Annotated in this window: 25 protein-coding genes; 24 read left to right on the top strand and 1 reads right to left on the bottom strand. The window is 52.8% G+C overall.

Annotated elements, in window-relative coordinates; all coding sequences use genetic code 11:
- Nucleotide 1 precedes the first annotated feature (1 nt).
- The 14 genes from cobU to AC0LWF_RS24710 all read left to right on the top strand — a co-directional run bounded on the left by cobU (nt 2) and on the right by AC0LWF_RS24710 (nt 14,423).
- Nucleotides 2-595: a bifunctional adenosylcobinamide kinase/adenosylcobinamide-phosphate guanylyltransferase gene (cobU, locus tag AC0LWF_RS24775; RefSeq protein WP_474654214.1), complete on the top strand. Its 594-nt coding sequence runs from the start codon at nt 2-4 to the stop codon at nt 593-595.
- A 44-nt stretch (nt 596-639) separates the two neighbouring features.
- Complete coding sequence (gene cobS / locus AC0LWF_RS24770) at nt 640-1,449, top strand: adenosylcobinamide-GDP ribazoletransferase (RefSeq protein ID WP_474654213.1); 810 nt, start codon at nt 640-642, stop codon at nt 1,447-1,449.
- Nucleotides 1,450-1,483: 34 nt separating this feature from the next.
- A complete protein-coding gene (locus tag AC0LWF_RS24765; protein WP_474654212.1) occupies nt 1,484-2,572 on the top strand; it encodes an NAD(P)H-dependent flavin oxidoreductase in 1,089 nt (362 codons plus the stop codon).
- A gap of 48 nt (nt 2,573-2,620) precedes the next feature.
- Complete coding sequence (locus tag AC0LWF_RS24760) at nt 2,621-2,860, top strand: nucleotidyltransferase domain-containing protein (RefSeq protein WP_474654211.1); 240 nt, start codon at nt 2,621-2,623, stop codon at nt 2,858-2,860.
- Between the two features lie 8 nt (nt 2,861-2,868).
- Nucleotides 2,869-3,384: a DUF4111 domain-containing protein gene (locus tag AC0LWF_RS24755; RefSeq protein WP_474654210.1), complete on the top strand. Its 516-nt coding sequence runs from the start codon at nt 2,869-2,871 to the stop codon at nt 3,382-3,384.
- A gap of 93 nt (nt 3,385-3,477) precedes the next feature.
- A complete protein-coding gene (hrpB, locus tag AC0LWF_RS24750) occupies nt 3,478-6,057 on the top strand; it encodes an ATP-dependent helicase HrpB (protein ID WP_474654209.1) in 2,580 nt (859 codons plus the stop codon).
- Between the two features lie 41 nt (nt 6,058-6,098).
- Nucleotides 6,099-6,383, top strand: a complete 285-nt coding sequence (locus AC0LWF_RS24745; RefSeq protein ID WP_474654208.1) for a DUF1294 domain-containing protein — start codon at nt 6,099-6,101, stop codon at nt 6,381-6,383.
- Nucleotides 6,384-6,588: 205 nt separating this feature from the next.
- The gene (locus tag AC0LWF_RS24740) at nt 6,589-8,685 is read left to right on the top strand and encodes a HelD family protein (protein ID WP_474654207.1); all 2,097 of its coding nucleotides are present in this window, start codon (nt 6,589-6,591) and stop codon (nt 8,683-8,685) included.
- Between the two features lie 282 nt (nt 8,686-8,967).
- Nucleotides 8,968-9,753: a nucleotidyltransferase domain-containing protein gene (locus AC0LWF_RS24735; RefSeq protein ID WP_474654206.1), complete on the top strand. Its 786-nt coding sequence runs from the start codon at nt 8,968-8,970 to the stop codon at nt 9,751-9,753.
- 73 nt (nt 9,754-9,826) lie between these two features.
- Nucleotides 9,827-10,936, top strand: a complete 1,110-nt coding sequence (locus AC0LWF_RS24730; protein ID WP_474654205.1) for a DUF3900 domain-containing protein — start codon at nt 9,827-9,829, stop codon at nt 10,934-10,936.
- 37 nt (nt 10,937-10,973) lie between these two features.
- Complete coding sequence (locus tag AC0LWF_RS24725; RefSeq protein WP_474654204.1) at nt 10,974-11,321, top strand: ribosomal maturation YjgA family protein; 348 nt, start codon at nt 10,974-10,976, stop codon at nt 11,319-11,321.
- A 26-nt stretch (nt 11,322-11,347) separates the two neighbouring features.
- Nucleotides 11,348-12,028 (top strand): SDR family NAD(P)-dependent oxidoreductase, encoded by a 681-nt coding sequence (locus AC0LWF_RS24720; RefSeq protein ID WP_474654203.1) that lies wholly within the window; start codon nt 11,348-11,350, stop codon nt 12,026-12,028.
- A gap of 286 nt (nt 12,029-12,314) precedes the next feature.
- Complete coding sequence (locus AC0LWF_RS24715) at nt 12,315-12,983, top strand: response regulator transcription factor (protein ID WP_474654202.1); 669 nt, start codon at nt 12,315-12,317, stop codon at nt 12,981-12,983.
- 3 nt (nt 12,984-12,986) lie between these two features.
- Complete coding sequence (locus AC0LWF_RS24710; protein ID WP_474654201.1) at nt 12,987-14,423, top strand: sensor histidine kinase; 1,437 nt, start codon at nt 12,987-12,989, stop codon at nt 14,421-14,423.
- Nucleotides 14,424-14,465: 42 nt separating this feature from the next.
- Here the strand turns inward: AC0LWF_RS24710 and thrC are convergent, their stop codons facing one another.
- A complete protein-coding gene (gene thrC / locus AC0LWF_RS24705) occupies nt 14,466-15,692 on the bottom strand; it encodes a threonine synthase (protein WP_474654200.1) in 1,227 nt (408 codons plus the stop codon).
- A gap of 170 nt (nt 15,693-15,862) precedes the next feature.
- Between thrC and AC0LWF_RS24700 the strand changes: the two genes are divergently transcribed.
- From AC0LWF_RS24700 to AC0LWF_RS24655, 10 genes are all read left to right on the top strand, one after another.
- Nucleotides 15,863-16,774 carry a LysR substrate-binding domain-containing protein gene (locus tag AC0LWF_RS24700; RefSeq protein ID WP_474654199.1) on the top strand — a complete coding sequence of 304 codons (912 nt, stop codon included), beginning with the start codon at nt 15,863-15,865 and terminating at the stop codon, nt 16,772-16,774.
- Nucleotides 16,775-16,881: 107 nt separating this feature from the next.
- Entirely contained in the window at nt 16,882-18,246 is a 1,365-nt protein-coding gene (locus tag AC0LWF_RS24695; protein ID WP_474654198.1) for an FAD-binding oxidoreductase, read from the top strand.
- On the top strand, nt 18,239-18,784 hold the full coding sequence (locus AC0LWF_RS24690; RefSeq protein ID WP_474654197.1) for an MFS transporter: 546 nt from the start codon (nt 18,239-18,241) through the stop codon (nt 18,782-18,784). The genes AC0LWF_RS24695 and AC0LWF_RS24690 overlap by 8 nt, the downstream gene beginning before the upstream one ends.
- Before the next feature lie 109 nt (nt 18,785-18,893).
- On the top strand, nt 18,894-19,550 hold the full coding sequence (locus tag AC0LWF_RS24685) for an FMN-dependent NADH-azoreductase (RefSeq protein ID WP_474654196.1): 657 nt from the start codon (nt 18,894-18,896) through the stop codon (nt 19,548-19,550).
- A 196-nt stretch (nt 19,551-19,746) separates the two neighbouring features.
- The gene (gene helD / locus AC0LWF_RS24680; RefSeq protein ID WP_474654195.1) at nt 19,747-22,146 is read left to right on the top strand and encodes an RNA polymerase recycling motor HelD; all 2,400 of its coding nucleotides are present in this window, start codon (nt 19,747-19,749) and stop codon (nt 22,144-22,146) included.
- Nucleotides 22,147-22,172: 26 nt separating this feature from the next.
- The gene (locus tag AC0LWF_RS24675; RefSeq protein WP_474654194.1) at nt 22,173-22,610 is read left to right on the top strand and encodes a GNAT family N-acetyltransferase; all 438 of its coding nucleotides are present in this window, start codon (nt 22,173-22,175) and stop codon (nt 22,608-22,610) included.
- 104 nt (nt 22,611-22,714) lie between these two features.
- A complete protein-coding gene (locus tag AC0LWF_RS24670; RefSeq protein WP_474654193.1) occupies nt 22,715-23,329 on the top strand; it encodes a TVP38/TMEM64 family protein in 615 nt (204 codons plus the stop codon).
- An 88-nt stretch (nt 23,330-23,417) separates the two neighbouring features.
- Nucleotides 23,418-23,711 (top strand): hypothetical protein, encoded by a 294-nt coding sequence (locus AC0LWF_RS24665; RefSeq protein WP_474654192.1) that lies wholly within the window; start codon nt 23,418-23,420, stop codon nt 23,709-23,711.
- A 14-nt stretch (nt 23,712-23,725) separates the two neighbouring features.
- Nucleotides 23,726-23,881, top strand: a complete 156-nt coding sequence (locus tag AC0LWF_RS24660; RefSeq protein WP_474654191.1) for a hypothetical protein — start codon at nt 23,726-23,728, stop codon at nt 23,879-23,881.
- Nucleotides 23,882-24,049: 168 nt separating this feature from the next.
- Nucleotides 24,050-24,520 carry an NUDIX domain-containing protein gene (locus tag AC0LWF_RS24655; protein WP_474654190.1) on the top strand — a complete coding sequence of 157 codons (471 nt, stop codon included), beginning with the start codon at nt 24,050-24,052 and terminating at the stop codon, nt 24,518-24,520.
- Nucleotides 24,521-24,536 lie beyond the last annotated feature (16 nt).

Below are 24,536 nucleotides of genomic sequence, written 5' to 3'. Positions count from 1 at the left end.
AGTGGCGATATTCATTACCGGTGGAGCCCGCAGCGGGAAGAGCGGCTTCGCGGAAGCATATGCGATGAAGCTGGCGAAGCAGGGCATCTATCTTGCCACTTCGCAGAGCTGGGGCGATGAGGAGATGATTGCGCGCACGGCGCATCATCAGCGAACACGTGAACAATCTGGCTATGACTGGCAGACTATTGAGGAGCCGTACGCGCTGGCGGAACTGCTCAAGCAGCTTGAACGGGACAGTTCAGCCGAAGGTAGTGAGCGCAAAGTGGTTCTCGTTGACTGTCTTACGCTATGGCTGACGAATTGGATGCTCAGGCTCGATGAAGAAGAAAGCGAGCGAAGGCTATCCGATACGAAGCTGCAGGCGGTTATCGAACAGCTTGTAGAGGCAGTTGCCGCCTACACAGGGCCGCTTCTGCTCGTGACCAATGAAGTGGGCAGCGGTATCGTCCCCGCCTATCCGCTCGGACGCAGATTCCGAGATGAGGCAGGACGTATGAACCGCAAGCTGGCAGAGCGTTGCGAGCAAGCGCTGCTTGTCGTGGCGGGCATTCCGCTCGATTTGAAGGCGCATGCTTTTCGCATTGGGGAATAGATAGTGCAGTGTTCGGTAGAGTTCGCTATTGTGGGAGGGGCGGCATGGCAACAAAGTTTATGAAAGATCAGCTTCAAGCGGCAGGCACGGCTTTTCAACTGCTGACCCGTATTCCAATCCCGGTTGCTCTCCCGTTCACTCCGCAAGTGCTTGCACGGAGCGTCGCTTACTATCCGCTGGCAGGGCTTGTAATTGGCGGCATCGTCGCGGCGCTTGCTTGGGTACTTGACGGACTTGTGCCGAGCATGCCTGCGGCTGTTATCGTGTTGATTGTAATGACAGCTCTGAGCGGCGGCTTGCACGTGGACGGCTTTATGGATACGGCAGACGGTGTGCTGAGCAATCGACCGCGAGAGAGAATGTTAGAGATAATGAAAGACAGTCGCGTTGGTGCGATGGGCGTATTGGCTGCTGTGCTGCTGTTCTTGTTTAAATTGTCGGCTCTTTACACGCTGCTTGCTGAGAGCCCGGATTGGGAGGCGGTCGCGCCGCTGCTTGCGCTCGCTTTCGGCTGGAGTCGGCTCTGGATCGTCGCCGCGATGGTGTTGTGGCCATTCGCTCGTCCGAATGAAGGAATGGCCTCCTTGTTCAAGGAGGTTCGCCTGCGCCATGCTGTAGCTGCACTTGCTGTACAGCTGGTGCTCGTTAGCGGCGCTATTGTTATTTTCGCATCGGCGCTGGATCGTATTTGGTTAACGCTGCTTGTCCAAGCTGTAGTTATGGCTGCTCTGGGAAGCATCGTTTGCAGCTGGCTGTCACGCAAGCTTGGCGGGTTGACAGGCGATACGTATGGCGCGGTGAGCGAAATCATTGAGGCTGGGCTGGTATTTGTCGTTATGATGATGGTTAGTTGATAGTCCATTAGAGTGGTGGAGGTGACATCCCATTATGCTGGAAACGAACTTAACACGCTTGCTCAGAATCAAAAATCCGATCATTCAAGCGCCAATGGCGGGTGGTCCGACGACACCTGAGCTGGTGGCGGCAGTCTCGAATGCAGGAGGACTCGGCAGTCTCGGAGCGGGATACTTAGCGCCAGAGCAGATTCGTAGCGCGATTCGCGAGATTCGGCAGCTGACTGATCGGCCTTTTGGCGTGAACTTATTTGTCCCGGAAGAACCGAATACGTCGGAAGAAACAATTGCGAAGATGAACGAAGTGTTGAATGGTTATCGGGAGAAACTCGGTATAGACGATAATCCAGCCATCTCGAAATATGCGGAAAGCTTCGAGGAACAAGCTGAGGTGCTGCTAGAGGAAAATGTTCCCGTGTTTAGCTTCACCTTCGGCATTCCATCAGCGAGTCTATTGGAGGCGATGAGGCAGCGTGGAATTGTCCTCGTCGGTACAGCGACAACCGTAGAAGAAGCATTGAAGCTGGAGGCAGCCGGTGTCCATGCGATTGCGGCGCAAGGAAGCGAAGCAGGCGGTCATCGCGGGACTTTCTTGAAGAAAGCGGAGGACTCTTTGATCGGCACAATGGCACTCGTTCCGCAAATTGTTGACATCGTGTCAGTTCCAGTCATTGCATCAGGCGGCATTATGGATGGACGCGGACTTATTGCGAGCCTTGCGCTTGGAGCGTCCGCTGTACAGATGGGAACTGCGTTCCTCACCTGTTCAGAAAGCGGCGCACATGCTGCGTTCAAACAGAAGATTTTGACGGCAAATGAGGATTCCACCGAGATTACCTATGCCTACTCGGGCAAAGCCGCGCGAGGTATTCGAACGGAATTCATGCGCGAAATGGAAGCTTATACCGGAGTTATACCGGAGTATCCTATTCAAAATGCAATGACCAGAGATATTCGCGGGGCCGCTGCCAGAGCAAACAATCCCGAATATATGTCGCTGTGGGCGGGTCAAGGGCTGCGGTTAGCGGGCGAGCGTACTGCCGCCGATACGGTAGACATGGTGATGAAGCAGGCGGAGGAGCTTGTTGGTTTGATAGGTAAGCTGGACGGAAAGCGTGAGTAGCGACTGTCATTGCCATCAAATCATGACGGTTTAAAAGGTGGGATTCGTGTGGATACTCACTCGTTCTTGGGAAGAATGGCGGACAGGTTCAAGCTGGTGCTGGGGGAGAATATAGTAGGCATTTATTTGCACGGCTCCTTGGCGATGGGCGGCTTCAACCCTGACAAGAGCGACATAGACATTATCATCATCGTCACAAACAAACCTTCAAGAGATGAAACGAAAGAGCTCACAAAGCAGCTGCTATTGATGCCGATGAAGTTCCAAGCGGTCGTGGCATCGAGCTGAGCGTCGTCTTGGAAGCTATAGCAACAGACTTCACAAATCCGGCTCCATTTGAATATCATTACTCGGATTATCATCTTGAAAAGTATCAAACGGATGAAGATTATATATGCGGCGGGTTTGAAGATCCAGATTTGGCGGCGCATTTTACGGTTATCCATGAGCGAGGGATCACGATCTACGGCAAACCGATTAAACAAGTGTTTAAGCCTATCAATAGAGCCTACTACGTACAGTCGATAGTAAGCGACATCGCCAGTGCAGCAGGTGAGATCGTGGATTCACCTGTCTACTACACCTTAAATTTGTGCCGAGTTCTTCTGTATTTACGCGAAGGCTTGGTGTCTTCTAAGAAAGAGGCTGGCGAATGGGCACTTCATGCTCTGCCTCATGAATTCCATCCTATCATTGCTGGTTGCTTAGATGAATACAGTGGGTTTGCAAAAGGACTGGGGTTAGATGAAATAGAGCTACAGGCGTTTGCTGAGTATATGTTGAAAGAGATAAACGAATATAGCGTTGAATGATCCCCCTCCATTGTTTGATGGCGGGGTTTTGACGTTGAAAGTGCAAAGTCCCTATAATAGAACTTATGAAATCGTTAGACAGGGGACTCACGCATGGATGATCGTGATCGGAAACTACAGATACAACAGATACAACAGATACAACAGATACAATCACAGGGCGAGCTGCCAATCGACGGCTTGCTGCCTGAGCTTCAACAGGTGCTTGCTGAAGGCAGCGCAGCTGTGCTTGTAGCTGCGCCCGGTGCGGGGAAGACGACTCGAGTGCCGTTGGCGCTGCTTGATGCGCCATGGCTGGCAGGCCAGCGCATTCTTATGCTGGAGCCACGCCGATTGGCGGCTCGTGCTGCGGCTCGGTTTATGGCAGCGTCACTTGGCGAGCAGGCAGGCGGAACGGTCGGTTACCGCGTTCGGATGGATACGAAGGTAGGGCCGTCGACGGTGATTGAGGTCATCACCGAAGGGGTATTAACACGAATGCTTCAAGCTGACCCGGCGCTGGAAGGCGTGGGCATTGTCATCTTTGACGAGTTCCATGAGCGGCATCTGCATGGCGATCTTGGGCTCGCTCTCTGTTTGCAGACGCAGTCCGTACTTCGCGACGATCTGCGGCTGCTCGTCATGTCAGCGACGCTGGAAGCAGAGCCAGTCGCGGAGCTGCTTGGAGGTGCGCCCCTTCTCGTGAGCGAAGGGCGTGCTTTTCCGGTGGAGACGCGTTATGCGGCGAAGCCTCAGATGCAGGGCGGCGGCCGCGTGGAAGATGCGGTCGCGCGCACGGTCTTGGAAGCCGTGCAACGCGATGAAGGCGATGTGCTTGTTTTTCTGCCGGGAGCGGGCGAGATTTACCGCGTAGCCGGGCTGCTTCGCGCTTCGGCGGCGCTGCCGGCAGCAACGGTGGTCGTCCCGTTGTACGGCGCCTTATCGCCGGAGGCGCAGGATCGTGCCGTCGCGCCCGCAGCTGCGGGCGAACGCAAAATCGTGCTCGCGACGACAATCGCGGAGTCAAGCGTCACGGTCCGCGGGGTACGCATCGTCGTCGACAGCGGGCTGAGCCGAGTTCCGCGCTTCTCGCCGCGGACGGGCATGGCACGGCTGGAAACCGTGCCGGTGTCCGTCGCTTCGGCGGATCAGCGCCGCGGGCGTGCCGGGCGCGAAGCGCCGGGCGTCTGCTACCGGCTATGGACGGAGCAGGAGCAAAGGCAGCTGCAGCCGCAGAGCGATCCGGAGCTGCTCAGCGCAGATCTTGCACCGCTCGCGCTCGAGCTTGCGATATGGGGCATTGCCGATCCGTTCGAGGAGCTCGCGTGGTTGACGAAGCCGCCGGCTGCTGCCTACGCGCAGGCGCTGGAGCTGCTGCGCGAGCTTGGCGCGCTCGATGCGGGAGGCAAGCCGACCGCGCACGGCAAAGAGATGGCCGAGCTCGGCATGCATCCGCGACTCGCGCATATGGTGCTCGAGGCGAAGCCGCTTGGCCTAGGCGTTGCTGCGTGCGAGCTCGCCGCGCTGCTCGGCGACCGCGATCTGCTGCGCCAGACGCGCAGCATCGATATGCGGCTGCGCGTCGATGCGCTGCGCGGGCGCTCCGCTGCCGGCGAGCAGCCGGACGCCGCTGCGCTGGGGCGGCTCGCCGCGGAGGCGCGCGAGTGGATGCGCGCCGCCGGCATAGCGCCGCAGCCGCGGCAAGCGACAGCCGCCGCGCCAACGGACGCGACCGGGCTGCTGCTCGCGCTCGCGTACCCGGACCGCATCGCGCAGCGGCGCGGCGACGGCCGGTTTCTGCTGCGCAGCGGCCGAGGCGCGGCTGTGCAGGAGCTGCAGCCGCTCTCCAGCGCGCCGTACCTCGCGACCGCGGAGCTTGAGGATAGCGGCAGCGACAGCCGCATTCTGCTTGGCGCGGAGATTACGCTCGCTGAGATCGAGCGGCACTTTGCCGATCAGCTCACAGATGAGGCGGATGTGAGATGGGACCGCCAAGCGGGGGCGGTGCGAGCACGGCGGCGCATACGGCTAGGTGCCTTGATTTTGAAAGATACGCAGCTCGAAAACGCCGATCCAGAGCTTGTTATGAGTGCTCTCTTCAGCGGCATCGCAGAGCAAGGCGGGCTGGATATGCTCCCTTGGACGAAGCAAGCACGCCAGCTGCAAGCCCGGATCGCGCTTATGCATACGCACAATGCGAGCTGGCCGAATGTATCCGAGGAAGCGCTGCTCGCATCGCTCCCGGAATGGCTCGGTCCTTACGCCGGCGGGATGCGCAGCCGATCCGACCTAGCGCGCCTCAATATGGCGCAAATCATGGAGGCGCTGCTGTCCTGGCAGGAGCGTTCGCAGCTTGATGATGAAGTGCCGACGCATATCAAGGTGCCAAGCGGTTCGCGCATCCCGGTCGATTACAGCAACCCGGCAGCGCCGGTGCTCGCCGTCCGGCTGCAGGAGCTGTTCGGCCTTGCGCAGACGCCGCGTATTGTAGGCGGCAAGCTGCCGATTACGATCCATCTGCTGTCGCCAGCGCAACGGCCGGTTCAGGTAACGCAGGATTTGGCGAGCTTTTGGCAGAACACCTATTTCGAGGTGAAGAAGGACTTGAAGGGCCGTTATCCCAAGCATTATTGGCCGGATAATCCGCTTGAGGCTGAACCGACAAACCGTACGAAGCCACGTCCGCAAGCTTGATTTACGTTAATCTGTAAGGAAAGAAGTGACACTCGCAAAAAATGACACTGCTAATAAAAATATTCGTCCTGTACCTTATTATCATGAATCTCTACGTGTTCAATCTCATGCGCATTGATAAGCGGCGTGCAACGAGAGATCGCAGGCATCGCATTCCTGAGAAAACACTGCTTGGGATGAGCCTAATTGGAGGCTCCCTTGGAGGCGTGCTGGCGATGCGGATGTTCCGGCACAAGACGAAGCATCCTGCTTTCTCCATTGGCATGCCGCTCATGCTGGTGCTTCACGTCGCTCTAGTTAGCCTGTTGATTCGGTACTTGCTGTAACATTTTGGCATGGCTTGGTATGAATTGACACTCGCAAATTGATATGCTATATTGTTCACTCGTGCTCCATAACAGAGCGTTATTGCCATTATTTATACGAACAGACCAAGCCGCATGCGAATGCGGCTTTCGCCGCCTCCAATAACATGGATGCGAGGGAGCGGCTAGCAAAGCAGGCTTGAAGTCGCAGAGGGAGGTAACTGACATGACCGTTCAAAGTGCCTTTCAAGAAGAGGCTGCACGAGTCGAAGATGTGCTGAAGCACATTCACGAGCAGCTTCGTACGATCGGACCTCGTTACACTGGCAATGATTTTACCGAGCAAATGCTCGAAATCCAGCGTGAACAGCGGCAGCAGCGGCTGGAGGTTGCGCAGCGCGAGCCGTATTTTGGCCGAATTGATTTTCAAGAAATGGTTCAGCCCGAACCTAAACCGCTCTACATCGGCAAAGCCGGCGTCGCCCATGAGAAGTCGAACGAAGTGCTTGTCGTCGATTGGCGCGCACCGGTAGCTAGCTTGTTCTACGCGTTCAGCGGCGGGGAAGCCCCTGTCACCTACGAATCGCCGGATGGCGATGTGGAAGGGACCGTTCATCTCAAGCGCAACCTGATGGTGCGCGATGGGAAGCTCGAGCGGGTAGTCGACAGCTATGTTCGTGGGCAGGAAGAAGAATCCGTCACCGACGAGTTCCTGCTATTCCGACTCGGGGAGAGCAAGGACAATAAGCTGCGCGACATCGTTTCGACGATTCAGCAAGAGCAGGATCGCATCATTCGGACGGACAAGAACAAAGCCGTCTTCATTCAAGGGGTAGCGGGTAGCGGAAAAACGACCGTTGCGCTCCATCGTCTCGCGTATTTGCTGTACCGCTACGCGGGCGCGATTCGCGCGGATCGGATGGTTATTTTTGCGCCGAACCGGATGTTCCTTGACTATATTTCCGGCGTGCTGCCGGAGCTCGGCGTCGGCGATATTTTGCAGACGACATTCGCAGATTGGGCGCTTGAGCAGCTGGATGGAGCGGTTCGTCTCGACGAGGACTTCGATCCGTTTACTTATTGGTTTGAGCATCAGCGTTCCAGAGAAGAGATGGATACGGCGACTAGTCGCGTGAAAGGCAGCCTTGCCTTCAAAGCGCTTGTTGATGAGAAGCTTGTGCTCACCGAGTCATCGCTAATTCCAGAGGAAGCTTTCGAGCCGATGGCGGGTTGGAAGGTGACGCCGGCGATGATTATCGAATGGCTCTCGACCGACGACAGTAGTGAGCCTTATATGAAACGTCGCACGAGGCTGGTCAGCCGATTGAAGCGCTGGCTGGAGTCGGAGTGGAAAGCGCGCAGGCTTACGGACAAAACACTCAAGACAAAGCTCAGCACGAAGCTTAATGCATATACGAAAAAAATTCCGTCTTTTACAGCGCCGCAATTGTACAGCTCGATTCTTGGTGAAGCAGCTGCGCAAGAACTGCTTGGGGCAGACGCATGCAAGAATACGATCAAGTCGCTCAAGAAGAAGTTTATTCTTCCTGAGGATCTCGCGTCGCTAGTGTACATTCAGCTTCGGCTGTATGGCAGCGAGCAACCGCCGTACGATCATATCGTGATCGACGAAGCGCAGGACTACTCGCCGTTCCAGATTGAAGCGCTCAAGCAGTGCCAGCGTCAGCCGTCGATGACGGTGCTCGGCGATTTGCAGCAAGGGATTCACGGCTATGCCGGCATTCACAGCTGGAAGGAGCAAACGTCGCTCTTCCCGGAAGCGGACACTGGTTATTTCGAGCTCGATCGGAGTTACCGGTCCACGATGGAAATCATTGATTTTGCAAACTTGGTGCTCGGCGGCATGGGCGATGGCGTTAAGCCGGCAGTCCCCGTGTTCCGGAGCGGCGAGGCCGTGGATGTGGTCGATGCAGGGTCAGACGATGAGCGGCTCGCGGGAGTTGTGCTGACGGTGAAGGAGTGGCAGGCTACCGGTCACTACCGGACAATGGCTGTGCTTGGGCGGACTGCCCGCTCATGTGCGGCGATTGCCGCGGAGCTGAGAGCAGCTGGCGTACCTTGCTCGCTAGTCGAGAGCAAGCAAGAGGCGTACGGCGGCGGACTAACCGTCGTTCCGGCGTATTTGGCGAAGGGTCTCGAGTTCGATGCCGTGCTTATCGCCGATGCCGATGCGGATAGCTTCGGCAGCAACGACGCGAAGCTGCTGTATGTTGCGTGCACGCGTGCGCTCCATAAGCTGAAGCTGCTGTACAGCGGTGAGTTGACGGCCCTAGTAACTTCGCTGCCGGTGGCGGTTGGTTGAATGTAGTGCTACCGTTAAAATAGCAAAAGCTCTAAGAGTGCCGAGAAAGTCCCTATAAGAGGGGCTTTCTCGGCACTTTTTTTAAGCGGCTACACGTCAGCATCGCCGTACTTCAAGCATCAGCTGTGCTGCCACCTGCAAACTCAGCCATGTAAATATGAAATCTCGCCTGCCATAATTTCTTTATCGCCGCAGCTTCAGCGATTATGATGGCATCAGCAGGTCATTTACCTATAGGCGAGGTGCATCAGGTACATGTTACCCCCATCCGTAGAACGAAAGATGAGCAAGTTAGCTAGCGGGCTGCGAAGCAGAACAACCATGGTCGAGTCCATCTATTTGTATGGCTCTGTGGCGCTAGACGATTATATTGAAGGTTCGAGCGATATTGATTTTGTAGCTATCGTCCGTGAAAATCTTACAGCTGCGGACATTAAAGCGATCAGTGAGGCGCATGCGGAAACGGAGCTGGAATATCCCGAGGTCGACATCATGGGCATGTATTTGCTCGCTCATGAGCTTGGCCAGCCGTATCGCGCGGACCGCGCGTGCGTAACCTTTTACAATAAAGAGGTGCACACCAATGGGTTCGGCGCAGATTGGAATCCGATTACGTGGTGGATTCTGGGGCATAACGGCATCCGAATAGATGGCGCGGAACAATGGATGGATTACGAAGTCGATACGCAGTCGCTGGTCAACTATGTCATCGAGAATATGAACAACTACTGGTTAGGCTGGATCGAACGGTTAGAGCAATTCATAGCAAGCAAGGGAAGCTTCTCTTCTGAACAGTTGGATGAAGCGGTGGATTGGTGTGCGCTCGGTATGTTGCGACAGCTCTATACCGTGTCGGAGCACGGGATCAAGAGCAAGGTGCAATCCGGCCAGTATGGACTTACGGTCATTCCAGAGAAGTGGCACGGCATCATTCAAGAAGCGATATGGATCAAGCAGCTTCGCCCGGAACGGGTTTATGAGGATAACGACAAGCGGCTGGCTGATTTTGCGGCATTGCTGCGATACATTCATGAGCAGGCGAATCGAATCTGCAGCTCAAAGGGCTAGAAGCTGTATCTATCTGAAAACGAAATATGCTATGCTAGTGACTTAACACGTAATGACAAAAGGAGTCACATCAATGGATTTTATCGTCGAGTATTTATCGTTCTTCGTTATTCAAGGTGAAGGCGGCGACAATAACGCTGCCAAGACTTTTAAACATTTTCAAACATTGGACCGCTACGACTATGCAGAGAGTGAGCTGAAGTCGTTTCTGGACGGCGAGTTTACCCGAATTTGCAAAAGAAAAGCAGAGCGCCATCCAGCAACGGACTCAGCTCCGACGAAGATCGGTCGATTCATCGTTGAGCCAGGCTACGAGCTGGACAGCAACCCGAACTACAATACGTTTCAGCGTCTTCGCCAGTCTGCTTCTGCGCAAGAGTTTCACGGCTTCGCCGATGAGCTCGTTCGGCTCTATATGGAAGCGGCAGCTGTTCGTGGCGGTGCCTTCATTGTCGTGCACGCGACGCCGAACCGGCATACAGATGAGCCGCTGCTGTTCGTGCTCAAGTGTGATTTTGAACCGAAGATTGCGCGCATCACGGATGAGCATAATTTGATCTCGCATGTGGAGATGGCGATTAGCGCGCGGAATATGAAGTCCATCCAATATCCGTTGATGCCGGAAGAAGGGATGCTTGAGCCGTGGGAGTTGAAAATCCACCAAGCGTCGCATGCGAGATATTTCGAGGATTTCCTCCGGTTCGTCAGCTATGAGAAGGCGATGCCGGAGCTGATGAGCGACCATATGCTTGAGATGGTTCATGAGTATATGGAGGATAAATGGCAAGGGCATGCGAGCGAGGCGCGCGAGCAGGAAGCGCAGCAGTTCGAGGTGTGGGCGGCGAGCGAGAAGCGGGAGCTGCAGGAATCCTGGCCGCAGGAGCGGGTCGTCGCCGCAGCGGAACGGCTGATTGAGCAGCAGCCTAACCTGAGCGTCGCGTTCAAGCTCGGGGACTGGGCTGTTAAAGGGCCGCTTGCCGAATTCGGGCAATCGATCCATTTTGCAACATACAATGGTCGTTATATTGCGCTTATTGAAGGAGACGGCTTCCAGTTCGATCGCAGCATGTCGCCGGTGGAGCTGCTGCAGCCGCCGGATTTGCTGGAGGTGCTTGAGTTTGTCGGCAAGAAGAAAGAGAAAGCAAACGAGTCAACTTCAAGGCTGGACGATCTTCCATACTAGACGCTCCCTGTACGTAGTCGCTGTGGGAGCGGTAATTGTGTTAGGCCTCGCGGTCAGGCGATACCCGGAGGCGCTGCCTGGATGGATTGCCGAGCATGCGGGGGATGCGCTGTGGGCGGGCATGATTTACTTCGGCTTCCGATTCTGCTTCTACAGACAGAGGATAAGCGCGGCCGTGTTGATCAGCTTGTGCTTCTGCTTTGCTGACGAATTCAGCCAGCTGTATCAAGGTGACTGGATTAATCAGATTCGTGGAACGACGCTCGGAGCGCTTGTGCTCGGACATGGCTTTCTAATTGTCGATCTGTTACGGTATACCGTTGGCATTGGTGTGGCATACAGCGTCGACCGCTGGATGCTCTCAGCGAAGCGGCGTTTATTCTAGTTATAGTTGAGGAGGCGGGATGGAAGATGCAGGCGAACATAACGAAGGCAGCAATCGTAACAGGGGTATCGCGTGGGCTAGGGGAAGCCATTGCAGAGGTGCTTGTCCAGCAAGGGTATCAGGTGTTCGGAGCAGCTCGCACATCTCCGGCGGAGCGTCTTGCGAAGGAAGCGGCATTTACATATGTCCCCTGTGATCTAGCAGACGTCACAGCGGTGGAAGCAGCGTTCGATTCTATTGCTCAATCCGTCAGTCTTCTGCCTGTGGAGGAGCTGCTGTTTATCAATAACGCAGCGATGCTCGAGCCGCTTAGGCCGCTGCCCGATCTGGAATCCGCAGAGATGGCAAAGCATCTGCAGACAAGCCTCCTCGCGCCGATGGTGCTGTGCAGCCGGTTCATCAAGCTCGTTCAGAACCTGCCTATCCGTGCCACTATCGTGAATGTAACATCAGGTTTGGGCGAATATTCCGCACCGTCCATGAGCATGTATTGCAGCGGCAAAGCGGCGCTTAATATGCTCACTCGCTGTATCGCAGATGAGCAGCGGGACGCCGAGCGCCCGATCTTGGCTTATGCGTTTGATCCGGGCATGATGGAAACCGCCATGCAAGTAACTGCACGCGGGCAGATTCAGAGCAGTTCCCGCTGCAGCGATTCTTTCAAGAGAGCCACGAGACAGGGAAGCTGCGTCAAGCTTCTGAAGTAGCCGCGGAGCTGCTGCGATTGCTTGGGAAGCCGCACTCTAACGGCATCGTGCTGAGAGCTTTCGAACAAAGCTCGTAAATCCAGCAGCGGCGGAGTAGATGATTAGATCTAGTAATTATCACGATTAACAATAAGAAGCCGGGCCTGCTAGCTGCAGATTCAGGCTTCTTTTGCTTTTTGCCGAGTATTGGTAAGATGGGGGAGGACTGTTCATATTCTGTTCATGATTGAAACGTATATTGAGTGCATGATTTCCTATTCTAACGACAACCGGAGATGAACTTACAATGACTAAACTATTAATCGTCGATGACGATCCCCATATTCGTGAGCTTATTCGGCTGTTTCTCGTTCGGGAAGGCTTCGAAATTGTCGAGGCAGGCGACGGCAAGGAAGCGCTCGATATTCTGGAGAATACGCAGGTTGACCTTGCTGTTCTCGATGTGATGATGCCGAACATGGACGGATGGCAGCTGTGCAGAGAGCTGCGCGAATCGACCGAGCTTCCCGTGCTCATGCTGACGGCGAAGGGCGAAACAAGCCAGAAGGTGAAGGGATTCGAGCTAGGCGCGGACGATTATCTCGTCAAGCCGTTTGAGCCGGTAGAGCTTGTTGCGCGCGTGAAGGCGCTGCTCAAGAGATACAAGATTGCAACTTCGCATACGGTTACCGTTGGAAGCGTGCAGCTCAATCGATCGACATATGCGGTTACGATGGACGATACGACGATGACGCTGCCTATGAAGGAATTTGAATTGCTATTCAAGCTTGCGAGCTATCCGGGCAAAACCTTCTCGCGCGAGCATCTCATCGAACAGCTATGGGGCTACGACTATGAAGGAGACGAGCGGACGGTAGATGTTCATATTAAGCGGCTGCGCGAGAAGTTCCCTGAGGATCGGAGCCGAGTCCGAATTCAGACGATCCGCGGGCTTGGATACCGGCTGGAGGTATAACGAATGGAAATGCCATTGTGGAAAAGAATATTGGCAGGTCTCGCCGGCATGATTCTCATGAATATTGCAATCTATACGACGTTTACGATCGCTTATACGGCTGTTTCCTACTATAAAGAGAAACATAATCAGTCGGCATTAACGGCGGAGCTGGCTCATGACGGACAGCTAATCTCAAATATTCTTACAAGCAAGCCGAGCAGCGAGTGGAAGGATGCACTGCTGCCAGCAGCAAACAGCAACGGCTACCGAATTGTACTGATCGACGCAAAGGGGAAAGCGGAAACCTTCGGCGATGCAGAGAAGGCTGGCAGCCTGCCTTCTCAGGAGGAAACTGCGGCGGTGCTTGAGCGCGGGGAGAAGGTAGAGCTGCTGAAGCGGTCGAATCCTTTTGTCAAAGGAACCGCGCTTGCGGGCATGAAGGTGAACAGCGGCGGTCAGCAGTATGCGCTCTTTATCCAGGAGGAAGCGCCTAGCTTGTATCGCGGCTTGCCGCAGCAGCTGTTTACGGTGTTCCTTGGGTTTCTGCTCTTGTTCATCATCTTGCTGCTGATCGGTCGACCTTGGCGACATCGGGATGGAGCTCGTGTATACATTAATGCCATCCGTCGCATGTCGAAAGGAGACTTCTCTGTGTCCATTGCCAAATCCGAACAAATTCCGCAATTCGGAGAGCTAGCGGCGAGCATTAACGATATGGCTGCTGAGCTGAGCCAGCTGGAGCAGATGCGCCAGACGTTCATCAGCAACGTCTCTCATGAGATTCAATCGCCGCTAACCTCTATTCGCGGCTTTGCCAAAGCGCTGCAGCATGAAGGAAGCGATGATGAACAGCGTAATCATTACGCGAGCATTATCGAGAACGAGAGCGCGAGGCTGTCCAAGCTGAGCGACAATCTGCTTAAGCTGACGACGCTTGAAGCGAGGGAAGAGCCCGTTCTTCTGAAGCCGCTGCGCCTTGATCAGCAGGTTCGCTCGATGATTCTTGCTTGCGAGCCGCTCTGGATGGACAAAAATATTGTTATGGATGTGAACTTGGACGAGGAAGTAACGATCTTAGGTGATGATGAGCTGCTCTCGCAGGTGTGGATGAACATTCTCGCGAACAGCATGAAGTTTACGCCTGAAGGCGGCACGGTGAGCGTTGAAGTAAAGCAGACAAAAGATGGAGCGAGCGTCTCCATTACAGATACGGGAATCGGAATATCCGAAGAGGATTTGCCGCATATCTTCGAACGCTTCTTCAAGGCGGATAGGTCACGCAACCGCAAGCTGGGAGGAAGCGGCCTGGGGCTGTCTATCGTCAAAAGAATAGCCGATATGCATAACGGCACTGTGACCGCGAGCAGTAAAGCGGAAGCAGGAACGACGATTACTGTTACGTTGCCTAGCGGTCCGCCTCCGTCGCAGTCGCAGTCGCCGTCGCGGCAGAAAAAATAAAGAACGCACTTCCTAGCATCCGCTTAGGAGGTGCGTTCTTTATTAGGAGCGAAGCTGAACATGCTGGATGCTCCCCGGCAAATCGCGATACATGCGCAGCGCATCCGAATCTTTCAGAATATGACCGGTTACGATACAAGCTGCAGTCTCGTCCGCGTGAATGATGCCTTCATTCACCAGCTTGCGCAGTCCAGCAACAGCCGCGGCGGATGCGGGCTCGGCGCCGATGCCCGAGCGGTCGATCTGCTGTTTCGCTGCCATTATTTCGGTGTCACAGACAGCTGCCGTGACACCATTCGTAAGCTGCAGCACACCGCGTGCTTTGCGCCAGCTCGGCGGGTTGCCGATATTAAGGGCAGACGCTGCTGTGATGGGCTTCGCTTCCGGCGTCAAGCAGTCGTCGCCGCTCTCGATCATCCGATGGAACGGACTCGCGCCTTCGGCTTGAATAACCGCAACACGGGGCAGCTTGTCAATGAAGCCGAGTGTGTACAGATCGTGCAGCCCTTTACCAAGCGCCGACGCATTGCTTAGCGCACCGCCGGGGAGCACGATCCAGTCCGGCAGCGTCCAGTTCATATCCTGTACGAGCTCATAAACGATGCTCTTCTGGCCTTCTATCCGAAACGGGTTAATGGAATTGCACACGTATAACCCTTCCGCTTCCGCATACTTGTCGAGCCAGCGGATTCCATCGTCGTAGGTGCCAGCGAACGTCCTCACTTGCGCGCCGTAAGCGAGCGTCTGCAACACTTTGTTTAGAGCAACATCGCGGTCAGGCACGAGTACAACTGAAGCGAGACCTGCAGTTGCAGCATACATCGCGAGAGAGGACGATGTGTTGCCGGTTGATGTGCAAGCAAATTTACGATAACCAAGTGATCGGCCATGGGACACGGCTGCGGTCATTCCGTTATCCTTGAACGAACCGCTCGGGTTCTCGCTCTGTGCTTTCAGCCACAGACGTCTAACGCCGGTGAATGCTCGCACAGTCTCTGTTTCATAGAGTCCAGTATTGCCCTCATTGCGGGTCACGATGAACGGATCAGGCAGCTCAGGAGCAAGCAGCTCCTTATAGCGCCATACACCGCTGGCCATTAATGTATGGCGCTCCGCACGGCGCTCATGGAATTGCCGCTTCAACAGCTCGACATCTATGCCTCTGAAATCTTGCACGAGCTGAAGCAGTCCGCCGCAATCGCAGTTGTACCTCATCGGACTTATGTCCATTCCATATGTCGTATTGCAGATTATACATGCTGCTCTCATCGCGTAGAGATCCTCCTTTATCGTTACTTAATCAGCTGTTCGCTTGATCGGAATCGTTCTACTACATACAATAAGTTCAAATAATCTATAATTCTAATACATATATATTTGTTATTGATAACTACAGGTTATGATTAAGTCGGAAGCGGGAGCGGAGGCACGGATGTAATATGAATCTCTACGGACTGATCGTGTTTCATCATGTGGCGATGACTGGAAGTGTGACGAGAGCTGCCGAAATGCTCTGCATTAGCCAGCCAGCTGTGACGGCGCATGTCCGCAATATGGCTGCGGAGCTTGGTGTGACACTTCTCGCGCCGAGAGGGAGAGGCATTCTGCTCACGGAAGCAGGAGAGCGGTTAGCGGCGCATGCTTCCAGACTGTTCGCGCTTGAGCAGGACATTGTCCGCGATATGGCAGCATTTCGCGATGGTACGGCGGGCAAGCTGCGAATCGCCGCGACGTCGCTGCCTGCGAATTTTCTGTTGATGGAGCAGATCGCAGCATTCAAGCTTGCTTTTCCTACTGTATCGGTGTCGATGGAGACGCGAAATGCGAATGATGCGATGGAAGCCTTACTCCAATATGAAGCGGATATAGCGGTGATTGGAGGAAGCGGAGAAACGAGGGAGGAATTAACGCGGCTTGTGCTCCTGGAGGATGAGCTATGGTTCGTCGCCTCGCCATCTCATGCGTTAGCAGGTCAAACCATTTCACTTGGCGAACTGTTCACAGAGCCGTTCATCATGCGAGAGGAAGGCAGTGCGGCACGCGACCGGCTGCTCGCGCTCTGCCGCATCCATGGAGAAGCCATGCCGAAGACGGCGATTCAAGTAAGCGGTGTTCATGAATCGCTTCATGCGGTCGCAGCCGGACTCGGCGTTTCGTTCGTCTCTTCGCTGGAAGCTCGGCGAGCAATCGCAAGGGGTGAGCTGGCGAGAATTTTGGTGGCAGGCGAAGCCGAATTGCTTAACCCGATTGTGCTGTACACAAGAGCTGATGAGAAGCTTCCTCCGGCTGCGCAGCAGTTTGTGAACGTCATGTTGAAGCAAATGAAGGCGGTGATCGGATCGGAGCTCTAACCACTCTAACACGTAAATGGTTCAAAGGTAACCGAGCCGTTCCTATTGCGGTACCGATTATCATTTACTTGTTGCTGCTCGCTGGCTCGCTTGTTATCCGAATGGGGATGCCACATGAGCAATATGCCTCTGATGTCAGCAGATTGATGGAGGAACGCATCTATAAAACGGTACATGTTCACGATACGGAGGACATTCGAGAAGCTCTGGCAGAGGCGAAGGAACGCGGTTTACCGATTTCCGTATCCGGCGCGAAGCATAGTCAGGGAGGGCAAACTTTTGCCGAAGACGCAATTGTTCTTGATATGCTCTCCCTTAATCGTATCCTGCGAATCGACCAAGTAAGCAAAGAAATTACAGTACAAAGCGGAGCGACCTGGGAGCAAGTACAGTCAGCCATCAACCCGCTCGGCTTATCGCTTCGGATCATGCAATCACAGAACCTGTTTACGGTCGGGGGAACGATGAGCGTAAATGCACATGGACGCGATATTCATGAGGGTCCGTTCATTGAGTCAGTGAAGTCATTCCGATTAATGACCGCCGAGGGTAAAATAATCGAAGTCAGTAGAACCGCCAATTCCGATTTGTTCGGAGCGGTGATTGGCGGTTACGGATTATTCGGTGTTATCGTAGACGTTACTCTTTCATTAACTAAAGATTCCTTGTATAAACAGCATGTCGTACCGATTCAATATGATGCGTTTGCTGGTTATTTTGCGAATGAAGTTCGAAACAATCCGATAAATGCGATGATGATTGCACGATTATCCGTTGCACCTGAAGCCTACTTAACGGATATGTTTATTACGACGTATGAGAAGACCGATGAACACATGACAGCTAAGCTAACGAGTTTACGTCATGAGAATGCTGCAGGCGCAGGGGTAGCAAAGTTTGCATTAGGATTATCACGCAAGTGGGATTGGGGCAAGTCTCTTGTTTGGCGTCTGCAGAAGAAAGGGTATCTTCTAAGTGACGGCAAGCTCATAACACGTAATAATGCAATGCGGCCTGATGCAAAGTTCATGGAGTATGCTGATTCTCAGCGAACCGACTTGCTTCAGGAATATTTTGTACCCTTAGATCAATTCAAGCCATTTGTTGATGGCTTACGTGAGATTTTGCTTGAGGATAAGCTTAATTTGCTCAACATTACGGTGCGGTATGTACCGCATAATGAAGAGTCTCTCCTCTGTTATTCGAAGAACGACAGCTTCGCGTTCGTTATGCTGTTCAATAACAAACGATCTGCTGCATCCGTTGAGAAGTTTGCTGCTTCCACCAGGAAGCTAATTGACTTGGCAATAAGGCAAGGAGGCACCTATTATCTTCCTTATCAGCTGTTCGCAGATGATCGTCAATTACGCAGCGCATATCCGAATACAGATGCATTCTTTGCAGCCAAGAAGCGAGCGGATCCTAATCTAGTGTTCCAAAATGAACTGTATGCGAGGTATGCTCATGAGTAATATGATGCGGATGATGATGGTTTCACAAAGTATCATGACGTTCGGCTCTGGCATTGTTTTTCCCTTTTATCTGATCTTCGTGAAGGAAATCGGCGGCGATTTTACGCAATATGGAATCGCGTATGGTTTGTTCACTATTTGCTCCGCTTACTTGAATTGGTGGTTCGGGAAGTCGTCAGATCGTTATGGACGGAAGCTGTTTCTTCTTCTATCTGCATGGGGGACGGCGGCATTATTTCTTATTTTTCCCCTAGTAACAAGCATTTGGCAGGTGTATGCTCTACAAATCGCGATGGGCGCATTCGGGGCCATGCAGCGAACCTGTGAGAAAGCGTTTCTTGCCGATATGACGGAGGAAGGACGCCGCGGGGAGCAAATCGGTCGTTATCATGTCAGTGTATCGTTATTTTCCGGCGCTGCTGTCATTGCCGGAGGGTTCTTAATTGATTTATTCACGCTCGATTTAATGTTCTATTTGGGCTCCGTCATCTTATTTATTAGCGGTTTGATGCTGATTCGAGTTAAAAGCAGTATTTAGCACGTGAGCCAGCAACAATCAGCCGAGTAGCGAGTATCCATTGCCTCTTGTCGGACCATTCTAACGTACGTGTCCGTCATTCTAACAAAGAGGCAGGGATCGTTCATTTATGGCTAAGCTTCTGTATATTACTGCGCATCCGCACGATCATCAAGCATCGTACAGTATGGCTGTCGGTCAAGCATTCATTGATTCCTACCGCGAATCGCACCCGCAAGATGAAATCGTACATCTGGACTTGTACAAGACGGAAATCCCGTATATTGATGCAGATGTATTCAGCGGCTGGGGCAAGCTGCGCAGTGGCGGGGATTTCAGCTCTCTGTCCGGCGATGAACAGAAGAAGGTCGCAAGGCTTGGCGAGATCGTAGATCAGTTCGTTTCAGGAGACAAGTATGTGTTCGTAACGCCGCTCTGGAACTTCTCGTATCCGCCAATCATGAAGGCCTATATTGACTCCATCTGCGTGGCGGGCAAAACCTTCAGTTATACGAAGGAAGGGCCAGTCGGTCTGCTGAAAGGCAAGTCAGCTATTCATATTCAAGCACGAGGCGGCATTTATTCGGAAGGTCCGGCAGCAGGGTTGGAATGCGGCCATCGCCACTTGAATGCCATTATGCAGTTCGTTGGCATCACTGATTTCAAAGGGATCTTCGTTGAAGGCGTCAATGCGATGCCTGAGAATGCAGCGGAGATTAAGGAAAAGGCAATTGCCGAAGCGAAGAAGGAAGCGAAAGTGTTTGGTGCTGTGACTGCAAAAGTATAAATAACTGGTAAGCTCGAAAGCTAAGCTCCTTCCGACGCTCATGCGAATGGAGGAGCTTGGTTTACATAGACCGAGTATGAAATACATAGAATATTGAGGTTTCGCGTGAACGGGAACGACTAATCCGTATTGATTTTCCAATTATTGTTTGATACAATCAACTCTCGTTTTTCTGTCATGTGGAGGTGGAATATAGGTGAGTCTTAAATCACAGGATTGGCGGCAGGAACAAGAGCGCGTGAATAATGTTACGAAACATATTCGAGCCAAGATTTACTCGCTCGAAGAATCAACCTCGGAAACCATGTCCGAAATGGTCGATATCCGCAAAAATTTCTGGGATGACGTAACCGTCAATTTCGAGGATTCGGCGGAAATGGCGGAGACGTTCGCGAGCTTGAAGCAGCAAGCTGAAATTCTATCGGAGCGTGAGCGGACCCATCGCCATGCGGCGTTGCAGCTGCGCACACTAAGGAAGCTAAAGTCGACGCCGTATTTTGGCCGGATAGATTTTGCTGAGAATGGCGAACCCGTCGATCAAGTGTATCTTGGAATCGCATCACTGCGAGACGATAAGGATGAGAACTATTTGATCTATGATTGGCGGGCGCCGATTGCCAGCCTTTATTATGATTACCCGCCAGGACCGGCGGTTGTTGAGACTCCGATGGGGTTGATTTCAGGAGAGTTAAAGCTGAAGCGGCAGTTCGTCATCCGTGAAGGCGAGATCCGCAGCTTGTTCGATACAGGCGTTACGATCGGCGACGAGCTGCTTCAAGAGGTGCTCGGCAAACAATCTGATGCTGCGATGAAGAGTATCGTCGGCACGATTCAGAAGGAACAGAACCGGATTATTCGCAATGAGCGAAGCCGATTACTGCTTGTTCAAGGCGCAGCGGGCAGCGGCAAAACTTCGGCGGCTCTGCAACGGGTTGCCTATTTGCTATACCGGTTCCGCGGCACGCTGAAGGCGGACCAGATCGTCTTATTCTCACCGAATCCAATGTTTAATAGCTATGTCTCAACGGTGCTGCCAGAGCTTGGCGAAGAGAATATGCAGCAGACGACTTTCCATGAGTACCTCATGGCACGGATTGGCAGATCGTTCAAACTGGAGAATCCGTATGCGCAGCTGGAATATGCGCTAACCGGGATGAATGAGCCGGAGTACAATGCGCGAATGACAGGCATCCAATATAAGGCGTCAACGGATTTTGTGGCGCTCATCGATCTATACTTAGTTCAGCTTGGATCGGAAGGACTTGTATTCCGTGACATCGCATTCCGTGATGAAATTGTCGTCTCCGCGGCTGACATTCATCAGTACTTCTATGCGCTTGATCATAGCATCGCCATACCGAACCGACTGCGCCTTGTTGCGGAGTGGCTGCTTAGCCAATTGAAAGAGAGGCAGAAGGCTGCGCTTGAAGAAGAGTGGGTCGATGAAGCAGTCGAGCTGCTGGATAAAGAAACCTACTTAAAGGCTTATCAGAGCGTCCGCAAGAACAAACGGAACAGCCGTGACGATTCGTTCGACGATTTCGATCGGGATCGTGAATTGCTGGTCCAATACGTCGTATCGGAGCAATTCAAGCCTATTAGATCACGGCTGCGGAAGCTTGCTTTTGTCGACTTGCGTGCCTCGTATGTGAATTTGTTCCGTGAACCGGCGTTTGCCGCGTCCTTACTTGCTGGCTCTGATGCAGGCGTGGTCGGGGTTGCAAAGCTGCCAGCAGAATGGAATGAGATCTGTGCGTGGACAAACTCGAAGCTGACGAACCGTGTCTTGCCGTACGAAGATGCAACGCCGTTCTTGTATGTCGTGGAGCGAATTCGAGGCTTCCAGACGAACACTTCAGTTCGGCATGTCATCATTGATGAAGCTCAGGATTATACGGCATTCCAGTTCGCCTATATGAAACGACTGTTCCCGTTTAGCCGCGTGACGGCGCTCGGGGACTTGAACCAATCGATCAATGCGCATACGGCGGCAGATGGAATGATGGGTTTCAGTGCGCTTGCAGCGCTATATCCGGCAGAGGAGACCGAGACGATAGTATTGCGTCAAAGCTACCGCTCCACTCGTCCTATTGTAGAGTTCACGAGCACGCTCATACCGGGTGGTGAAGAGATTCAGCCGTTCAACCGTGATGGAGAGCGACCAACGTTGACCTTTGCGGCGAATAAGGTGGAGCTTCATGCCCGCATTGTGGAACGTATACAGAAGCTGAATAGTGAGGGTAATCGAACGATTGCCGTCATCTGCAAAACCGCAGCTCAAAGCGCCGAAGCTTTCGAAGCTTTACGGGATCAGCTGCCGATCCGTTTGATCGAGCGGGAAACGTCGACTTTTGCGCCGGGAATTGTCGTCATTCCATCCTATCTCGCAAAAGGTGTAGAGTTTGACGCTGTTCTGGTGTATGATGCATCTGACCATGCTGCAACCGGCTATCAGCTGGAGCGCGAGCGGAGATTGTTCTACACGGTATGTACACGTGCGATGCATGAGCTGCATCTGTTCGTATCCGGCTCTGTGCGAGTGAGTCCTTTTATTCGGGAAGCCGCACTCGATCAACTAGGTCAGCGAATCCATTAACACTATTATTGAAAGAGGTATCATTCGTGGAATATTTAAGAGCTAATACGAGCGAGCTGCTTGAAGAAGCAATTTCCGTTCGTTTCGAAGTGTTTGTCAATGAGCAGAAAGTGCCTGCTGATCTGGAGCGGGATGAATATGATGATACACCGGAGTCATGCCATCATTTTGTAGTGAAGGATAATGGCAAAGCGATTGCAGCTGGAAGATGGAAAGAATACGAGCCCGGTGTTGCGAAGATGCAGCGCATTGCCGTTCTGCTTCCGTACCGTGGGCACGGAGTCGGCAAGAAGCTGATCGAAGTGATGGAGCAGGATGCGAAGGCGGCTGGCTATTCCGCCTCATTCCTTGGTGCGCAATGCACGGCGGAAGGCTTCTATCAGAAGCTTGGTTACGCGACAGTATCGGATGAGCCATTCCTCGATGCGAATATCCCGCATGTGAATATGCGCAAACCATTGTAATTGGCTTGGCGCGGTGCAGGCCTAAAGACATCCCATTCGAGCAGGACGTTCAGTCGCTCGGATTTGGATGTCTTTTTGCATGAAGATTAAGGAGGGTATCATCTATGAAACGCTTGCTGCTTGTAGCTTTCTATTTTGTCGTCATCATAGCCGTATGGAGCAACCGGACTGAGCTGCTTGCTTGGATGAGAGATGGCGATGTGCCGATTCTGCTGCTTCTGCTGCTTGTCATTGGCTTGGCTTGTATACCGATCATCCCGTTCAGTGTCGTCATCGGCACTCTGGGATATTTATATGGTCCGCTGCTTGGCGCGTTAATGAGCTTAATTGGAGCTTGGATGGCTGCGCTTCTGCTATACGGGTTGTTTCGGTATGCGCTGCGAGAACGTGGACGAGCCATGCTGCGGCGCTATCAGCTAACGGAGCGATGGACCGTGATGGTGGAGAAATATCCGTTCCGTTCGATCCTGCTAGCAAGGCTGATACCGATCGTGCCGCAAGTCGCGGTCAATATCTATGCAGCGGTCGTAACGATCCCCTTCTTAAGCTACGCGAGTGCATCACTGCTTGGCAAAATCCCGGGGATGCTCGTGTTCGCTTTCATCGGCGGTAGCGCTGCATCAGGCTGGCAATCGTTGATGCTCGCAGTAGCTGTTTATCTCGTGTTTCTGCTCACGGTATACGTGTCGATACGCTGGTGGAAGGCGCGTGAGGCTTGAGGACGATTTACCAAAATCTAGGCATCCTGCTATAATGTTGCTCATAGCTGAAGCTGTTATGCTAGAGTAATTTGAGAGGGAGAGCGGGATGAAGAACAGTAATAAAATTGTTGTTGCCGCATTGCTTGCCGTTATTGCGATTCTACTTTATCAGACGTTGAGCCTTAAGCATGAGTTACGCGCTACCGATACCATTACGAACAGCAACCAGGCGGTTAGCATGAACGGGACGCTTGGACTTTACAACAATAACGCCGTGACGTCGGGCAGTTCGGGAGACGGGTTCTGGCTGTATAAAGTTGATGAGCAGCAGGTGTACTATTTCACTTATGATAAAGAATTGAAGAAGATCCTCCAGGTTGTGAGGAACATTAACCAGTAGGGGCGTCGATAAATATGAACAATCTTGATTTGTTGAATATCTTGATATTTATATTAATCTGCGTGCTCGTTATCGGGCTGAATGGTATTGTCTACAACCTGAAGCGTCGCGAGAAGAATGATAAACGTACTATTGAGCTGTTGGAGAGTTTGGTGAAGAAGCAGGATTAGGGTTAGGGTTAGGTGCTGAGAGTTCCAAAGTGAGCAGTGAATAGAAGGATGCAACGGTCTTGCGATGTAGCGTTGTATCCTTCTTTTTGCTGTTTCCAGAAATTTCTTGAATTGCTATAATGGGTAGAAATCTCTATATAAAAATTCTTTGTGATTGGGGAGAACTCAGTGAAGATTAGCGTTGGTGTACAAGCTGTAATTATCCTTAACGATAAGCTCCTGACGATTAAGAAAATAGAAGAAGACGGTGAGGCAGCCTATATTCTCCCTGGGGGCAAGCAAGAGTTTGGCGAAACGATGGAGCAAGCTCTTCGTCGAGAAGTATATGAAGAGGTTGGTATTACAGTAGAAGTTCAAGAACTATTATTTCTTAGGGAATTTATTAGCGCGAATCATACAAATACGGAAGTGGAGAGCAAGCTGCATATTGTCAGTCCAATATTCTATTGCCGTATGAATCCAGACGATGTAATCCCCCAAGCTGCTCCTTATCCTGATCCAGATCAAATCGGAGTCGAATGGATAGAATTACACGACCTATCTAGCCTAAGATTTTATCCAAAAAAATTAGTGCCTCAAATAATTGAAAGCGCTAACGGGAATCGAGCGTTGAATTGTTATGTTGGCGATATGAACTAATGAGAGGCGGAAACGA

Source organism: Paenibacillus sp. sgz302114, assembly GCF_056120345.1.
Note: the sequence above shows the minus strand (reverse complement) of the source record. Positions and strands in the feature narration are given on the sequence as shown.

Bases quoted from the DNA above. Each gene is read 5' to 3' on its own strand.
- AC0LWF_RS24765 (WP_474654212.1), top strand. From the start codon at position 1,484: ATGCTGGAAACGAACTTAACACGCTTGCTCAGAATCAAAAATCCGATC.
- AC0LWF_RS24735 (WP_474654206.1), top strand. From the start codon at position 8,968: ATGAGCAAGTTAGCTAGCGGGCTGCGAAGCAGAACAACCATGGTCGAG.
- AC0LWF_RS24730 (WP_474654205.1), top strand. From the start codon at position 9,827: ATGGATTTTATCGTCGAGTATTTATCGTTCTTCGTTATTCAAGGTGAA.
- AC0LWF_RS24665 (WP_474654192.1), top strand. From the start codon at position 23,418: ATGAAGAACAGTAATAAAATTGTTGTTGCCGCATTGCTTGCCGTTATT.
- AC0LWF_RS24740 (WP_474654207.1), top strand. From the start codon at position 6,589: ATGACCGTTCAAAGTGCCTTTCAAGAAGAGGCTGCACGAGTCGAAGAT.
- AC0LWF_RS24695 (WP_474654198.1), top strand. From the start codon at position 16,882: ATGCCACATGAGCAATATGCCTCTGATGTCAGCAGATTGATGGAGGAA.
- AC0LWF_RS24685 (WP_474654196.1), top strand. From the start codon at position 18,894: ATGGCTAAGCTTCTGTATATTACTGCGCATCCGCACGATCATCAAGCA.
- AC0LWF_RS24700 (WP_474654199.1), top strand. From the start codon at position 15,863: ATGAATCTCTACGGACTGATCGTGTTTCATCATGTGGCGATGACTGGA.
- AC0LWF_RS24690 (WP_474654197.1), top strand. From the start codon at position 18,239: ATGAGTAATATGATGCGGATGATGATGGTTTCACAAAGTATCATGACG.
- AC0LWF_RS24720 (WP_474654203.1), top strand. From the start codon at position 11,348: ATGCAGGCGAACATAACGAAGGCAGCAATCGTAACAGGGGTATCGCGT.
- AC0LWF_RS24660 (WP_474654191.1), top strand. From the start codon at position 23,726: ATGAACAATCTTGATTTGTTGAATATCTTGATATTTATATTAATCTGC.
- AC0LWF_RS24745 (WP_474654208.1), top strand. From the start codon at position 6,099: ATGACACTGCTAATAAAAATATTCGTCCTGTACCTTATTATCATGAAT.
- hrpB (WP_474654209.1), top strand. From the start codon at position 3,478: ATGGATGATCGTGATCGGAAACTACAGATACAACAGATACAACAGATA.
- AC0LWF_RS24710 (WP_474654201.1), top strand. From the start codon at position 12,987: ATGGAAATGCCATTGTGGAAAAGAATATTGGCAGGTCTCGCCGGCATG.
- thrC (WP_474654200.1), bottom strand. From the start codon at position 15,692: ATGAGAGCAGCATGTATAATCTGCAATACGACATATGGAATGGACATA.
- AC0LWF_RS24715 (WP_474654202.1), top strand. From the start codon at position 12,315: ATGACTAAACTATTAATCGTCGATGACGATCCCCATATTCGTGAGCTT.
- AC0LWF_RS24670 (WP_474654193.1), top strand. From the start codon at position 22,715: ATGAAACGCTTGCTGCTTGTAGCTTTCTATTTTGTCGTCATCATAGCC.
- cobS (WP_474654213.1), top strand. From the start codon at position 640: ATGGCAACAAAGTTTATGAAAGATCAGCTTCAAGCGGCAGGCACGGCT.